Origin of the sequence: Romboutsia timonensis, from assembly GCF_900106845.1 — a bacterium.
Classification (GTDB): domain Bacteria; phylum Bacillota; class Clostridia; order Peptostreptococcales; family Peptostreptococcaceae; genus Romboutsia; species Romboutsia timonensis.
Genome location: NZ_LT629850.1, coordinates 1327343 through 1343152 on the forward strand (window position 1 = coordinate 1327343; position 15810 = coordinate 1343152).

The window sequence follows — 15810 nt, forward strand, 5'->3', positions numbered from 1 at the left end:
TATATTGGAAAAATATATTAATTACCTACATCTAAGTTTTATATAAAGGGGGGGAATATCTATGTCTTTTTTAGAAAAATTAAAAAATAAAAAGATTAAGATAGTTGTTGGAATTACAGTTGTATCTAGTTTATTAATAGGTGTTTACTATTTGCATAATAAGAAAAGTAATACTATTAACTCTGAAGAAAATTATGTAGAAACTTATACAATTGCAGATAATGAAAAAATATTTATAAACGGAGTTATACTTCCAACGAAATCTAAAGAGTTTAGCATGCCAACTGAAGGCGAAATAAGTAAATTAAATGTTACAAATGGAAAGATTGTCAAAGAAGGAGATGTTTTATTTACTGTAAAAAATGAGTCAGTAATAAGTGAAATAGACTCTTTAAAAAGCCAAATAAATGAGTTGAAAAAATCAAATATAGATAATGATCCAATAATAAACGCTGAAATAAATAAATTAGAATCTCAGGTTTCTACATTAAATAAAAAAGCGTATATAGACACTACTGCTCCTTTTGCTGGAAAAGTATATTTAAATGATCAAGATGGTAGTTCAATGATAACTCTTCAAAGTAGTACATTTTATATGAAAGGTCAAACTAGTGAACAAGATTTACCAAAACTTCAAATAGATGATCCTGTAACTGTTACAATTTTATCTACAAGTAAAAAAGTTACAGGTAGAGTTAGTGCAATATCTGATAGACCAACATCGAGTCAAGGTGATAATATGAATAATCCTACTCTATCTTATTATGATATAGATATATCATTTGAAGATCAAGAAGATTTAGTTAATGGATTTCATGTTCAAGCTTGTATAGAGATAACTGATAGCTTATGTAAAATACCAAGTTCATCAATACTTAAAGATGAAAATGATAAACCATATGTATTTAAAAGCTATGACGGAATATTAAAGAAACAAAAAATTGAAATCCAAAGTCAAAATGATGAATTTACAGTTGTAAAAGACGGACTTGATAAACAAGATATTATTATTAGATACCCATCAGATAAAATGAATGAAGGTGATGCAATTCCTGTAGATACTTTAGGAATTGATACTGAAGGTATGCAAAGTGAGTAGTTTAATAAAACTTAAGGATATAAATAAATATTATAAGGTGGGTAAAGAAAAATTTCATGTTTTAAAGTCATTAAACATTAATATAGAAGAAGGCGACTTTGTAATGATAATGGGTAAATCAGGTAGTGGTAAAACTACTCTACTTAATGTATTAGCTTTTTTAGATAAATTTGATACTGGTTCATATTTTTTTAATTATGAGAATGTAAGTAACTTAAATGAGAATCAACGTTCAGTTTTTAGGAATAAATACATCGGATTTATTTTCCAACAATTTAACTTAATAGAAACATTAAGTATTTATCAAAATGTAGAACTACCTCTACTTTACGATGGAAAATTAAATAAATCTGAAAGAGAAAATATAGTTAAAGAAAAATTAGAACAAGTTGGTCTTTTAGATAAAATAAAGAGTATGCCACTTCAACTATCTGGTGGGCAACAACAACGTGTAGCTATAGCTCGTTCTTTAGTAAATAATCCTAAACTTATATTTGCAGATGAGCCAACAGGAGCTTTAGATAGTGAGACTAGTAATGAGATTATGAGTTTATTAAAAGATTTAAATAACCAAGGTAAAACTATAATAATGGTTACACATGATGCTGACTTAATAAAGTATGCCACTAAGGTTGTACGACTTAAAGATGGCGTGTTATATGAGGAGGCTTATAATGAGTATAATTAAGAGTTCTTTAATTAATTTAAAAGGTCATAAGCTTCGTGTTTTTGTTACCTTACTTTGGATTATAATGGGAATAACTTCCTCTATATTAGTAAGCTCTATAGGAAATGGATTAAAAAAAGAAGTTACTGATTCAGTTAGTCGTGTAAATCCAAACAAAACTAGAATCTATTTTGAATCAAGTGACTCTAATATGGCTAATATGGAAACATTTTTAAATCCATTTAAATTAGAAGATATTGATGAGTTATCATTTATAGAAGGTGTTGAAAGAATAGGAGCTAGTAAAGATGATTTTAGTATGGGCTCTATGTATTATTCGGATGCATACTTTGATAAAAAAACTACATATGTAGATATTAAGGAGTTTAATGGGGATGATAAAATAGTACCTGTATTTGGTAGAAGCTTTTCTTATGATGATGATAATAGAAAAGTTATAATCATTACTATGCAAAATGCTATTGATTTATTTAATGCACCTGAAGAAGCTTTAGGCAAAGGAATAACTATAAACAATCATATTTACGAAGTAATTGGTGTTATTGATGAAAATTCCATTAGAAATAATGCTGAAAGTAATGTAGACAATATGTATTATGGTGATATGAATTATATATATTCATATATGCCTAGTAAAGCATTCAATGATTTAATGAACCAATTTTCTTATCCTCAAGATATATATTCTCTTGATTTAGTTGTATCTAAAGGATATGATATGTATGAAGTTTCAAATAATGTTATAAACAAACTATATGAATTACATCCTGATATAAATGGTTCTTATAATATAGATGATCCTACAGAGGCAACTAAGGAACTTGAATCTATGGTTTCTACTATAAATAAATTTGTAACACTTATAACTGCTATATCCATGTTTGTAGGTGGTGTTGGAGTTATGAATATAATGTATGTATCTGTAATGGAACGTCAAAGAGAAATAGGTATAAGACGTGCTATAGGAGCTAAACCTTTAGATATATTAATACAGTTTTTAGTTGAAGCTATATTTATTACGATTTTAGGAGGTATAATCGGTATAGTAATTGGATTTATTGTTGTAAATTATGCATCTAATTATTTACCATTTAAAGCTATTCCTAATATAAATAGTCTACTATTTGCAAGTGTAACTACTGTAGTTACTGGAACTATATTCGGTATTGTTCCAGCTATTAAAGCATCTAAACTAGATCCAATTAAAGCGATTTATAAATAAAGTTTTCTTTACTATAAAAAGAGATTACTTAAAATTTAAGTAATCTCTTTTAAATTTGTCTATTTACTCATGCCATCAAATACTATCTTCCCTCTACATATAGTATAATTAATCTTTCCATATAACTCATGTCCTATAAATGGTGAATTAAAAGATTTTGATTCAAATTTACTTACTTTATAACTTTCATTAGGATTAAATATTACTAAATCAGCTACAGAACCCTCTTTTAAAAATCCACAATCTAGATTGTAAAGTTTTGCTGGGTTTATAGTCATTTTTTCAAGTAATGTCATCATACTTAAATAGCCTTTTTTAACTAAATTAGTTATACCAAGAGCTAATGCAGTCTCAAGCCCTACTATTCCACTTGGAGATTTAGCAAATTCTACATTCTTTTCTTCATAAGTATGAGGAGCATGATCTGTTGCTATTATTTCTATTGTACCATCCTGTAATCCTTCTATTATTTTTAATTTATCATTTTCAGTTCTAAGAGGAGGATTCATCTTAGCATTTGTACCATAATTTAATACATCCTCTTCGGTTAAAGTAAAATGATGTGGTGTTGCTTCTGCATATACATTAGCACCTAATTTCTTAGCCATTCTTACAGTTTCAACAGACACTCCAGAACTTATATGTTGTATGTTTACCTTTGCACCTGTTTTTATAGCTATCATACAATCTCTTGCTACCATAACATCTTCTGCTACATTACTTGCCCCAGATATACCTAACTTTTTAGATATTTCCCCTTCATTTATACCAGCTACAGTTATAAGAGATGGGTCTTCTTCATGAAAACTTAAAGGAACATCAAGCTCTTTTGCTTTTAACATAGCATTATATATAACATCACTATCCATTATAGGAAGTCCATCATCAGTAAATCCTACTGCTCCACATTCTTTAAGATATTTCATATCAACTAATTCTTTTCCTTTAAAACCTTTAGTTATAGCACAGGCTTGTAAAACATTTATAGGAGATGTTTTAGCTTTTTCTTTTATGTATTCTAAAGTTTCTTCATTATCAACTATAGGATTAGTATTTGCCATACATACGACTGTTGTAAATCCACCTTTTGCAGCTGACTTTGAACCAGTTTCTATATCTTCTTTATGAGTAAATCCTGGATCTCTAAAGTGAACATGAACATCTATAAATCCAGGGGCTACTATACATCCGCTAGCATCTATAACTTTTTCATATTCATCTGTTAATGAGCACTTACCTATTTTTAATATTTTATTATCTCTTATTACTATATCTACTACTTCATCCCTTTTAGAGTGGGGATCTATTATTCTCCCATTTTTTATAAGTATCATTTTCCTAATTCTCTCCCTTTAAATATTAATATATAACTTTATCTTCATCGTACATATTTAACGATAAAAAATCCCAATTTATTTCATTAATTTAGTATATTATACAATATTTAATTTAGTATATTATACAATATTTAATTTAGTATATTATACAATATTTAAGTTATATATTAAATACAATAACGAATACTTTATTATTTTTCTTTATAATAATACGATTAAGTGTTGTAATTTTATAGTAACTATAATTTTGAAAGAAATTCTCTCTAAAAGTATAATTTTTAATTTTATAAATAATTGATATAAATAAAAATAGGTATACTTTTTTAGAGTATACCTATTTTTATTTATCTTTCATTTGATTTTCTAAATTTAATAATTTCCATTATTAATGTAGATATTATAGCTAGTAATACACATATTCCTAATTGATAAATTCCAAATTCTAATGGGATATCAAATATAGGTCTCATAAATGGAAGTAATGTAAGGCCGTATATAAGTAAACAAGCTATTATTGCATATATAACATACATATTTGAAAATACTCCTATTTCCTTTAATGTATACTCATTTGATCTTGCTGGTAGTGTTTGTAATATTCTACATAGTGTGATAGTAGAAAATGCCATTGCAGTTCCAACATACGGAGATATTTGCCTTCCTATAAATTGAGCTATTATTACTACAATACCTATTATTGTACCTCTAAATAAAACTGCTTGTATAGTTCCTCCAGCTAATATACTTTCATTTGGGTCTCTTGGTGCTTTTGTCATAATATTTTTTTCAGGCTTTTCAAATCCTAGAGATATAGCAGGAAGAGAATCCGTTATTAAGTTTATAAATAATAGTTGTAATGTTGTAAATGGATTTGCCCAGTTAGCAAATACTGCAAATAATATAGCAAGTATACCTGCAAAGTTTCCTGCAAATAAGTAAGTTATAGACTTTTTAATGTTTTTATAAACAGTTCTACCTACTTCAACGGCATTTACTATTGTGGCAAAGTTATCATCAACTAATATCATAGCAGCTGCATCTTTAGCAACATCTGTACCACTACCCATACCTATTCCTATATCTGCTTGCTTTAAAGCAGGAGCATCATTTACACCGTCACCTGTCATTGCTGTTATTTTTCCTTTTTTCTGCCATGCTCTAACTATACGTATTTTATTCTCAGGTGACACTCTTGCATATACTGGGATATGCTCTAACTTTTTATCTAACTCTTCATCAGTAAGTGAATCTAACTCTTGTCCTGTTAAGGCAATATCACCCTCATCCATTATACCAATATCTTTTGCTATAGCCGCTGCTGTAGTTTTATGGTCTCCAGTTATCATAACAGTTTTTATTCCAGCACTTTTAGCTTCTCTAACAGCTTCATATACTTCTTCTCTAGGTGGATCTATCATTGCCATAAGACCTATTAAAGTCATATCAACTTCATCCTCTAATGATGGAACAAAATTATCATCTTCTACATCTTTTATAGCAAAAGCTAAGACTCTTAGTGCTTTATTTGAAAATTCTTCGTTCATACTTCTATATGAATTTAATATATCATCATTTATATCTACAGTATCTCCATCAACCATTGCATATTTACATCTACTAAATACTACATCAGGAGCTCCTTTAGTAAACATATAGACATTTCCATGAATATTATTTACTGTAGACATAAGTTTTCTATCACTATCAAATGGTATTTCACTTAGTCTATTGTATCTATTTCTTAAGATATTATAATCTAGATTTCTGCTATTAGCGAATTTTATTAATGCAACTTCTGTTGGATCTCCTATTTCTTTTCCTTCATTATTTATATTTGAATCATTACATATAGCAGATGCTACAATTAGTGTTTTAGATTGATATGAATATTTAATATTTTGTGTACTCATATCTTCTTTAGGTGTTTCATACATATAAAAATCTACTACTGTCATTTTATTTTGCGTTAATGTACCAGTTTTATCTGTACATATAACACTTGTAGATCCTAATGTTTCAACTGCTGGTAATTTTCTAATTATAGCTTGTTTTTTAGCCATATCATTTGTTCCAACAGATAAAACTATCGTTATAATAGATGATAAAGCTTCTGGAATAGCTGCTACTGCTACTGCAATTGCAAACATAAATGAATCTGCTATAATTTTTGCTTTCGGTATATCCACATCACTCATAAAACTTCTAACAACTTGAATTATAAATATAAGTGCTGCTATAACTATTATTAATCNATGCTCTAACTTTTTATCTAACTCTTCATCAGTAAGTGAATCTAACTCTTGTCCTGTTAAGGCAATATCACCCTCATCCATTATACCAATATCTTTTGCTATAGCCGCTGCTGTAGTTTTATGGTCTCCAGTTATCATAACAGTTTTTATTCCAGCACTTTTAGCTTCTCTAACAGCTTCATATACTTCTTCTCTAGGTGGATCTATCATTGCCATAAGACCTATTAAAGTCATATCAACTTCATCCTCTAATGATGGAACAAAATTATCATCTTCTACATCTTTTATAGCAAAAGCTAAGACTCTTAGTGCTTTATTTGAAAATTCTTCGTTCATACTTCTATATGAATTTAATATATCATCATTTATATCTACAGTATCTCCATCAACCATTGCATATTTACATCTACTAAATACTACATCAGGAGCTCCTTTAGTAAACATATAGACATTTCCATGAATATTATTTACTGTAGACATAAGTTTTCTATCACTATCAAATGGTATTTCACTTAGTCTATTGTATCTATTTCTTAAGATATTATAATCTAGATTTCTGCTATTAGCGAATTTTATTAATGCAACTTCTGTTGGATCTCCTATTTCTTTTCCTTCATTATTTATATTTGAATCATTACATATAGCAGATGCTACAATTAGTGTTTTAGATTGATATGAATATTTAATATTTTGTGTACTCATATCTTCTTTAGGTGTTTCATACATATAAAAATCTACTACTGTCATTTTATTTTGCGTTAATGTACCAGTTTTATCTGTACATATAACACTTGTAGATCCTAATGTTTCAACTGCTGGTAATTTTCTAATTATAGCTTGTTTTTTAGCCATATCATTTGTTCCAACAGATAAAACTATCGTTATAATAGATGATAAAGCTTCTGGAATAGCTGCTACTGCTACTGCAATTGCAAACATAAATGAATCTGCTATAATTTTTGCTTTCGGTATATCCACATCACTCATAAAACTTCTAACAACTTGAATTATAAATATAAGTGCTGCTATAACTATTATTAATCCACCAAGCTTTTTACTAAACTCATCAAGCTTTTGTTGTAATGGAGTTTGTTTATTCTCTGCAGTTTCAAGTAAATTGGCTACTTTACCCATTTCAGTATTCATTCCAGTAGATGTTACTACAAATGTTCCCCTTCCATATACAACCAAAGATCCACTAAATACCATATTTTTTTGATCGCCTATACCAACATCTTCATCTATTTTTTCACTATGTTTTAATACTGGTTCTGACTCACCTGTAAGCATTCCTTCTACTATTTTTAAAGTTTGTGCTTCTATAATTCTTCCGTCTGCTGGGATATAATCTCCAGCTTCAAGGATTACTATATCTCCAGGGACTAATTGGCGTCCTTCTATAGTTTGCTTTTGATTATCTCTTATTACTTTTGCTTTTGGTGCAGATAACTTTTTTAAGCTTTCTAATGACCCCTCAGCTTTTTTAGTTTGAGTTACTCCTAATATTGAGTTTAGTATTATAACTATAAATATTATTATAGATTCAACAACCTCACCTAAAAATATTTGTACAAGTGCTGCTATTAAAAGTATTATAACTAATGGATCTTTAAAGCTTTCTAAAAATAGCTTCCAAGTTGGAACTTTATCCCCTTCTTTAAGTTCATTATATCCATGTTCTTCTAATCTTTTTTTTGCTTCATCACTACTTAATCCATTTATATTTGATTTTAAAGTTTCTATAGATTCTATATACTTTTGTTTATAATACATTTTTCCCTCCTATATTTATTCTCTTACTTATTTATAGTATTTCTTAATATTTATGAAGTTATTAGCTTAAAAAATAAAATAAACATAAAGTATATAAAATATACATCATTTTTATATATTATATAGAGTACATTAATTGTATTAATAATAATATATGATATGAACCTATAAATACATACACTATATTAGCTGTATATATAAATAGTTTTGTTATTTTTGATAAGTTATCTTTAATATTTAATACTAATAAAATTAGGCTCTGTTAGATAATTGTGTGATAAGTAATCAATAAAAATAGCTAGACATATTGGTATTTCCATTGTCTAGCTATTTTTATATAAATTAGTTCGTACTATATTAATTAGACGCAGTAGATGAGGCTGATGATGTACTAATCACTGCTATCATACAAGCTATCTCTATTGCTATTATTATATCTAAAATAATATTATTACTTATAACATCTATATTACTTTTTTCTTTTAAATAATCAGCATAAGCTAATGACACTATTGCGCCACTTATCATATTTCTATTATATTTTCCCAATGACCAGTCTCCAAACCCTTTTACTTCTTTTAGCTTATTAGATACATTTTTTATTTGATTTACTACTATATCCTCACTACAATCTAATAATGCAATTGCTCCTATTATAGGATAAGCATAACTATCTATTTTACATTTTTCTTTATCCAATAAATTTTTAAGTCTTACAATTTTATTTATACTTTCATCATTTCTCTCTTTATCAAAACACATTATCTGAGATAAAGATTGAAGATTATTTGACTTGTAAAATCCATTTTTACTAAGTTTTTCATAACACTCCTCAATATATTCTAAATCTTCATCTAAATTTCTTGAATTTATTGATATAAGTGCTATTCTACAATAATCATCACTAGATGTTAAAAATGGATGGTGTTTTTTCATAAAATCATACACATACTTCATATTATTTATACAATTATCTATATCTATCTTATCTTTATTTTCATACAATGTTATTGCTACAAAAGGTAAATAGGCATCATTCCAGAATCTCTTTTCTTTTAACAATTGAAATATATCCATTATTTCCTTGAATTCACTTTCCGCATTATCTTTAGTTGATAGTAATGTAGCTATATAATACATACTATAACCTCTAAAGTTAGAAAAGATTCCTGTATTATTTTTTATAATTTCCATGTTTTTTTCTATCTTTTCTATATTTACATCTTGATTTCTCATTGCTAAAGATAAAGCACAGCTATATTGTATCATTCCCATACTCCATGAGCCTTTTAGTTTTTTTATTTGTTGATAGTTTTCTATAAATTGTTTTACTTTATTTTGTATTACATATTCTTTCATAAAATCCCCCACTTTATAATCATTTACTCTATTATTTTTCCTCACATTATATAACTTGTTAAATAATATTTCAATCAATAAACAGTCTTATCAAAAGTTTTCTTAGCTTTAAGCTAATTCAATATATCTATTCCTAATAGTGTTTATAGTTATGTAAGTTTCTTTAGTTGCTACATTAACCAACATATCCTTAATTCTATCGCTATTTTTATTCTTCTTGCTTAATTGCAAGAATTTAAACCAAGCCAAGTAATTTGAAATGTATTTGGTAGAAACTCCATTAAAAGGCATTAACCATCTCTTTAAGCCACTATGAAGAGAATTTACATGTTGTAGGTGGTAAACACTATCGAGCATAGATTTACCTCTTGGAACTCTTTTTAACTCAACATTTAGGTCTTTATTTATACTAAAATAAGATTTGTGACTATCAACTACGAAAGTAACATCTTCTCCTATTTTTCCATCAAAAAATCTAACGATATCATTAGTTGTAATTCTACCATTGCAAACTGCTCCCATTACTATATTCCCTTTACGGTCAATACCAGTTTCAATGCAAATTTGGTCGTTAGAAATACCTTTTTTTTTCTTATCCTTTTTTCCTTTACCTCTTTTTCTAGATTCTCTAGGCATTTTAAAAGTTGTACTTTTTGAATGATTGCCTTTATATGAATGACGAATAAAAACTTCGTCTACTTCTACAATACCTTCAACCATATCATTTTTTAATGATAGATTAATAACATCTAAAATTCTATGTCTCATATAAAAATATGTTTTAACTCCAACTCCAATTTCAGTTGCACATTGTCTTATAGAAAGTCCTAATATCATTAATTCACAGTATTTAAGCCATTTATCTAATCCTAAGTTAGTGCTAGAGAAAGGAGACATAGTAAACTCATCAAAAGTACAACGACATCTTTTACAAATATATCTTTGTCTACCTCTAATCTTACCATTTTTATTAACATCCTTACATTGACATTTAGGACATTCGTATCCTTTAGAAAATCTACTTTCCTTAATATTATCCTTGATTTCATCACAACTAAATAAAGCACTTAAAACTCCTTGTGCTACTGAAATTAAGTCTCTAAGTTCTTCTTTATTCAAATTTTTAACTATGGCTTTTATAGCTGCTTTTTGCATAATATAAGTAATCCTTTCTATATAATATGGTGAAGTATAGTTTCTAGCTATATTATAACCTATTTTCTATATAATTAATCACACAATTGTCTAACATAGCCTAAAATTAAAATAGCGGTAGGTATTATTACTTTTATTAATAAGAATAAATTTGAACTATAATTATATATATTATTTACAAGCACATTCATTTCTTGGTAAAATCCAAATTCTAAACCTATATATGTTATTAACCCATCAAATATATTTAAAAGAAGAAGTAGTATTAAACTATGTCCTTTATAACTTTTAGGTTCATTAATATGTATTTTTTTCATAAATTCTCCTTTATATTTCTAAATTAAAACTTATAATTATTTGTAAGTTTTTAATATTACTTATAAGTATTAACTATTATTAATATTATTTATACTCAATTTAATTAATTTAAGAATTAATAAATAATTTATATAGTAATAAATATAGAAATATATAGTATAAAAATTACATCAACTAAATATATTTGATAAATAATAAAGAGGTATGAAGCTATTTTCTTCATACCTCTTTATTATTTATTTTTAGAATTTATATTTTTAATTATAGTATTTAAATCTATAGTCATATTAATATTTAATCCTGTTGATTCTACTTTAAGTTTATCTAACTCTATTCCATTAAAGTTATCTTTATATATTACTACAACTCCGTCTTTAAATTCCACATTAATATTTTCATCTTTTGGGAACCAATCTTTTATAAAGCTCTTTAATCCCATATTAACTATCCAATCTGCTACTTTTAAATCTAAAAACTTAACTTCTTTTATTTTAAGTTCTAAATCTTTATTATTGTTTAATGTAGGAATTATTTTTACCTCTATTGGTGTAGCTATACTCTTAGTTATTTTGTAATCAACTCTTATAGCTATATAACTATCTCCTATATCTACTTTAACATTTGTCATTTTATCATTTTCAGTATGTTTTAAGAAATAATCTACTCCATTTAATATAGATTCTCTTGGTGCTAAAAATTCACCTTTAATTCCTACTGGATTATCTATTAATTCTATATTTTTAGCTTTTAATCCTGATATAGATTTAAGGAATTCTATTGTTGGAATAGTTTCTTTATTGTCGGTAGCTTCTATTTTATTATTAGGTTTATAGCTTATATCTTCGTCTTTAAAATTATTAATTGGTACAAACAAGTACACACCTAATAATACTGCTATTATTAGTATAATTATAATAGTTATTCTTTTTAAATTCATATTACTCTCTCCAATGTCTAAATTTCATATCTATCATACAACATACTGTGAATATTAGCAATATAACCTCTTGTAGGATTTTTTATAACTATACTTCTTAATCCACCTACAATTTTATTATCTTGTATTATTGGAGATCCACTCATACCTACAACTGCTCCTCCTCTATATTTTATTAGATTTTCATCAACTATCTTTATTTGAGAAGATTCTTTGCCAACTTTTGTTATTTCTATCTCGTGTAACTTTAGTTCATTTGTAACTGGCGTTTTACAATATATATATGCTTTACCCTTTTTAGGTTCTGCTATTTCTAAAGACTTTTTCTTAGAATATTTAAAATTATCATACTTTCCTTTAACTCCATATTCTCCCATTGAGTATACACTACCTATTTTTTTATCAGTTATATTGGCTATTAAACTTCCTACTCTATCCTTATAAGATTTTATTTCTTGAACATATGACGTTTCAAAAACTTCACATTTATTAAACTCTATTGCTCTATTTGCCATTTTTATACTATGAGATATCCCAACAAATTCTCCACTTTCATTTGTTGCTGTTATAGTACCTATTCCAGATACACTTTCTTTTAATACATACATCCTAAGTTGATCTGTAGTCATCTTTTGTGTATAGTTTTTTCCTTCTCTAGATAATTCTACTATTATATCTTGATTTTTTAATTTCATAATTTCATTTATTTTATCTATTGATTTTGCTTTTTTAAGTTTGTATTTTACTGATAATATTATATCTCCATATTCTAAATCCTTTTCATCTTCACTTAATCTTTGATACACATAAGGATGCTTTAATTCTATATTTAACCCAACAACCTCTCCGCTTGGAACCAACTTTATTGTTTCCTGTTTAACTGTATCCTGACAAAATATTTGTGATGTAGTGAATATCAATGTTATAACTAAAGTTAAAATTAACGATTTAAATAATTTCATTATGTCAACTCCTTTAATGTCTAGGTTTAATTTTAGGATATGTAATATTTCATATTTTACTTTGTCAAATATTTGGATATATAATCTGCATAAAAATAATTTTTTATTAATATAATGTAATAATTCTTGAGGTGATTTCTAATGAATTGTGAACAAAGTCAGTTGTTTATTACTCCTGAAATATTATTTTTATCACTTATTCTTTTTTTACTTATAACTAAAGTTGATTGGGAAACTATACTTTAAATAATAACATATATCTATTTTATAATTTTTTTTATAATTTTTTTTATAATTTTTAATAATAAGTATCGCATTTTAAATATTTACATAAGGTAGGTGGTATAAAATGAGAACTTGTAAACAATGTGATTCTGAAATGGTTAATGGTTTTGATATTAAAGTTGATGGTGCTTCATATGGTATTAAAATTACTAAAAATAGTGCTATATTTGCAGAGAGAATAGAAAAACCTAAAGTTGCAATTTGTCCAAAATGTGGTGAAGTATCATTATACATTGAAAAATTAGATAAAATTTCAAGTAGATAATATTAGCAAAAATAAAAAGGATAATTAATGTAAGTTTTAATTATCCTTTTTGTTTTAGTTTTTTTTAAATCTTACCATTCTTAATATATGTATTAACACTTAGCTTATATAAAAATAAACTAGTTTAAAGCTTCTCTATTAAGAGTTATACTACCTCCTATACCTCCACTACCTAACATTAAACTTCTGCTTCCTGTTCTAAACTTATAAAAATTCACATTATAATGTATAGTAGGTCTTTTAATGTCAAATATTTCTTCATCAAATTTTATACCCTTTGGTATTTCAAATGTTATTTCTTTTTCACATCCTGAATCTATACCATATATTTTCTTATCATCAAATTGATCTACTTCAAATCCTTTTATATAAACATTATTTTGTATATAGTAACCATTTTCATCGACATTTTCTTCATTATCAAACTTATAATCAAAAGAAAGCTCCATATCATTTAAAGATGCTATATCTTTACTATTATTTTTAACTAATATACTTATTGTGTATCTATTTTTATTTTCTTTATAACCGTTATATTCTATTGCTATTTCTTTTTCAGGTTCTTCAAAAGGTTCATCATTTATACTTTTAACTGTTATAGCGAAAAAAGATATTAATAATACTATAGGTATACATATTATTAAACTTATTTTTATAAACTTTTTATTCATATTAATCCCCCTAGTTTGCTATTTCTTTTTTAGTGTATATTTTAGTAGATATATACATTGAAGCTAAATATATTACTATGCATACACCTGTAGTTAAAAATAGCTTTAAACTATTATATAAAAGCTTAGCTCCTCCATCTGATGAACGCATAATACCTATAGGTTGCATTGAATAGAAGATAACAATAACTAAGGTAATACCTGTAATTAAATTTATAGCTATATAGCTTTTGTTATATCCATATTTAAAGATTATAGGTAATGTTATAGATACTAATAGTAATAATAAATTTAAAATAATTAATATAGATTCTATAGTTAGTAGATCTACATACCATATACTTTTTATTACATAAGAGTATATATAACTAAATATTAATGATATTAGAATTATAATTGTTGAAAGTATGTATTTGCTATAAACTATATCTTCTTTATCTATAGGCATACTATTAAAAAAATAATCACATTTATTTAACTCATCTATTTGAAAGCTTTTAATTATAAATATATAACTTAAAAACAATGGTATTGCTACAGTTGCAAATGGCATAAGTATAGTTGAAAATATAACTATTCCTACAAGTAATTTTATTATCATTTTAAAATCAGTCTTGAAGCATGCCCTTATATCTTTTTTTAGTAAATTAATCATTTATAGTCTCCCCTCCCATGTAGTAAAGTATATCCTCTAGTGTTGCTTTAGATATATTATCACTATTTTTATATCCTGATTCTATAAATATTCCTTCACTAAAGTATCGTTCATCTTTTCTTTTTATAAAATCTATGTTAGTGTTATCAAGCATTTCTTTACTACCTCTTATGATTTTGTAATTTTCATCTATAAACTCTTTACTTTCACTAAATACAAGCTTTCCTTTATTTATAAAAGTTATATAATCTGCCATATGTTCTAAGTCTTGTGTTATATGTGTTGAAAATATAGCTGACTTATCTCCACTTTCTAATTCTTCTTGAATAAGCTTTATCATATCCTTTCTAAATATAGGATCAAGTCCTGATGTTGGCTCATCTAGTATTAAAAGCTTTGCCGAATGAGAAAGTGCTTTTGCAAGCATCAACTTTATACTTTGACCTTTTGATAGATTCTTTATTTTCGTCTTTTTAGATATTTGAAATTTATCTAGATACTCTTTAAACTTTTTATTATCAAAATTCTTATAAAATGATGCTACTATCTTTTCAAAATCAGATACATTTAAATTTTCATAAAAATATAAATTATCATATACAAAACCTATATTTTCTTTAAATCTCATAGGATTATTTTTTACATTTTCTCCCCTAAAGTATATATTGCCTTCATCTTGATTTAATAGATTCATTATAATTTTTATAAGTGTAGTTTTACCTGATCCATTAGGTCCAATAAGTCCCATTATAAATCCTTCTTTTAGTTCAAATGATATGTTATCTAAGTAAAATCCATCAAATCTTTTACTTACATTTTCTAATCTAAGCAT

General features: G+C 26.2%; 14 protein-coding genes. 4 read left to right on the top strand and 10 right to left on the bottom strand.

Going from position 1 to position 15810, the window contains the following annotated elements; all coding sequences use genetic code 11:
* Window positions 1-61: 61 nt before the first annotated feature.
* From BN7997_RS08825 to BN7997_RS08835, 3 genes are read left to right on the top strand one after another with little or no spacing between them, the layout of a single operon-like run.
* The gene (locus BN7997_RS08825; RefSeq protein ID WP_083335060.1) at window positions 62-1099 is read left to right on the top strand and encodes an efflux RND transporter periplasmic adaptor subunit; all 1038 of its coding nucleotides are present in this window, start codon (window positions 62-64) and stop codon (window positions 1097-1099) included.
* Entirely contained in the window at window positions 1092-1787 is a 696-nt protein-coding gene (locus BN7997_RS08830; protein ID WP_071120441.1) for an ABC transporter ATP-binding protein, read from the top strand. The genes BN7997_RS08825 and BN7997_RS08830 overlap by 8 nt, the downstream gene beginning before the upstream one ends.
* Window positions 1774-3009, top strand: coding sequence for an ABC transporter permease (locus BN7997_RS08835; protein WP_071120442.1), 1236 nt, complete (start codon window positions 1774-1776; stop codon window positions 3007-3009). The genes BN7997_RS08830 and BN7997_RS08835 overlap by 14 nt, the downstream gene beginning before the upstream one ends.
* Window positions 3010-3068: 59 nt before the next feature.
* Here BN7997_RS08835 and BN7997_RS08840 read toward each other — a convergent pair whose 3' ends face one another.
* The 7 genes from BN7997_RS08840 to BN7997_RS08870 all read right to left on the bottom strand — a co-directional run bounded on the left by BN7997_RS08840 (window position 3069) and on the right by BN7997_RS08870 (window position 13102).
* A complete protein-coding gene (locus BN7997_RS08840; RefSeq protein WP_071120443.1) occupies window positions 3069-4343 on the bottom strand; it encodes a dihydroorotase in 1275 nt (424 codons plus the stop codon).
* Window positions 4344-4690: 347 nt separating this feature from the next.
* Window positions 4691-8371, bottom strand: a complete 3681-nt coding sequence (locus BN7997_RS16325; RefSeq protein WP_071120444.1) for an HAD-IC family P-type ATPase — start codon at window positions 8369-8371, stop codon at window positions 4691-4693.
* 357 nt (window positions 8372-8728) lie between these two features.
* Entirely contained in the window at window positions 8729-9730 is a 1002-nt protein-coding gene (locus tag BN7997_RS08850) for a DUF4003 family protein (protein ID WP_071120445.1), read from the bottom strand.
* Between the two features lie 108 nt (window positions 9731-9838).
* Window positions 9839-10885 carry an IS1595 family transposase gene (locus tag BN7997_RS08855; RefSeq protein WP_071120446.1) on the bottom strand — a complete coding sequence of 349 codons (1047 nt, stop codon included), beginning with the start codon at window positions 10883-10885 and terminating at the stop codon, window positions 9839-9841.
* 74 nt (window positions 10886-10959) lie between these two features.
* Complete coding sequence (locus BN7997_RS08860; protein ID WP_071120447.1) at window positions 10960-11202, bottom strand: DUF5658 family protein; 243 nt, start codon at window positions 11200-11202, stop codon at window positions 10960-10962.
* Window positions 11203-11435: 233 nt separating this feature from the next.
* Complete coding sequence (locus BN7997_RS08865; RefSeq protein ID WP_071120448.1) at window positions 11436-12140, bottom strand: hypothetical protein; 705 nt, start codon at window positions 12138-12140, stop codon at window positions 11436-11438.
* Window positions 12141-12157: 17 nt separating this feature from the next.
* Window positions 12158-13102, bottom strand: a complete 945-nt coding sequence (locus tag BN7997_RS08870) for a SpoIVB peptidase S55 domain-containing protein (protein WP_071120449.1) — start codon at window positions 13100-13102, stop codon at window positions 12158-12160.
* A gap of 349 nt (window positions 13103-13451) precedes the next feature.
* Between BN7997_RS08870 and BN7997_RS08875 the strand changes: the two genes are divergently transcribed.
* Window positions 13452-13652, top strand: a complete 201-nt coding sequence (locus tag BN7997_RS08875) for a nucleic acid-binding protein (RefSeq protein WP_071120450.1) — start codon at window positions 13452-13454, stop codon at window positions 13650-13652.
* 119 nt (window positions 13653-13771) lie between these two features.
* On the opposite strand, the gene BN7997_RS08880 is transcribed toward BN7997_RS08875, so the two are convergent.
* Genes BN7997_RS08880 through BN7997_RS08890 form a run of 3 tightly spaced genes read right to left on the bottom strand, consistent with a single transcriptional unit; the run spans window position 13772 to window position 15810 of the window.
* Window positions 13772-14323 carry a hypothetical protein gene (locus BN7997_RS08880; RefSeq protein ID WP_071120451.1) on the bottom strand — a complete coding sequence of 184 codons (552 nt, stop codon included), beginning with the start codon at window positions 14321-14323 and terminating at the stop codon, window positions 13772-13774.
* Window positions 14324-14333: 10 nt separating this feature from the next.
* The gene (locus BN7997_RS08885) at window positions 14334-14978 is read right to left on the bottom strand and encodes an ABC-2 transporter permease (RefSeq protein WP_071120452.1); all 645 of its coding nucleotides are present in this window, start codon (window positions 14976-14978) and stop codon (window positions 14334-14336) included.
* Window positions 14971-15810: an ABC transporter ATP-binding protein gene (locus BN7997_RS08890; RefSeq protein WP_074010967.1), complete on the bottom strand. Its 840-nt coding sequence runs from the start codon at window positions 15808-15810 to the stop codon at window positions 14971-14973. Before BN7997_RS08890 ends, BN7997_RS08885 begins: the two co-directional genes overlap by 8 nt.

Bases quoted from the DNA above. Each gene is read 5' to 3' on its own strand.
- BN7997_RS08825 (WP_083335060.1), top strand. From the start codon at position 62: ATGTCTTTTTTAGAAAAATTAAAAAATAAAAAGATTAAGATAGTTGTT.
- BN7997_RS08885 (WP_071120452.1), bottom strand. From the start codon at position 14,978: ATGATTAATTTACTAAAAAAAGATATAAGGGCATGCTTCAAGACTGAT.
- BN7997_RS08870 (WP_071120449.1), bottom strand. From the start codon at position 13,102: ATGAAATTATTTAAATCGTTAATTTTAACTTTAGTTATAACATTGATA.
- BN7997_RS08880 (WP_071120451.1), bottom strand. From the start codon at position 14,323: ATGAATAAAAAGTTTATAAAAATAAGTTTAATAATATGTATACCTATA.
- BN7997_RS08840 (WP_071120443.1), bottom strand. From the start codon at position 4,343: ATGATACTTATAAAAAATGGGAGAATAATAGATCCCCACTCTAAAAGG.
- BN7997_RS08835 (WP_071120442.1), top strand. From the start codon at position 1,774: ATGAGTATAATTAAGAGTTCTTTAATTAATTTAAAAGGTCATAAGCTT.
- BN7997_RS08890 (WP_074010967.1), bottom strand. From the start codon at position 15,810: ATGCTTAGATTAGAAAATGTAAGTAAAAGATTTGATGGATTTTACTTA.
- BN7997_RS08850 (WP_071120445.1), bottom strand. From the start codon at position 9,730: ATGAAAGAATATGTAATACAAAATAAAGTAAAACAATTTATAGAAAAC.
- BN7997_RS08865 (WP_071120448.1), bottom strand. From the start codon at position 12,140: ATGAATTTAAAAAGAATAACTATTATAATTATACTAATAATAGCAGTA.
- BN7997_RS08860 (WP_071120447.1), bottom strand. From the start codon at position 11,202: ATGAAAAAAATACATATTAATGAACCTAAAAGTTATAAAGGACATAGT.
- BN7997_RS08875 (WP_071120450.1), top strand. From the start codon at position 13,452: ATGAGAACTTGTAAACAATGTGATTCTGAAATGGTTAATGGTTTTGAT.
- BN7997_RS08855 (WP_071120446.1), bottom strand. From the start codon at position 10,885: ATGCAAAAAGCAGCTATAAAAGCCATAGTTAAAAATTTGAATAAAGAA.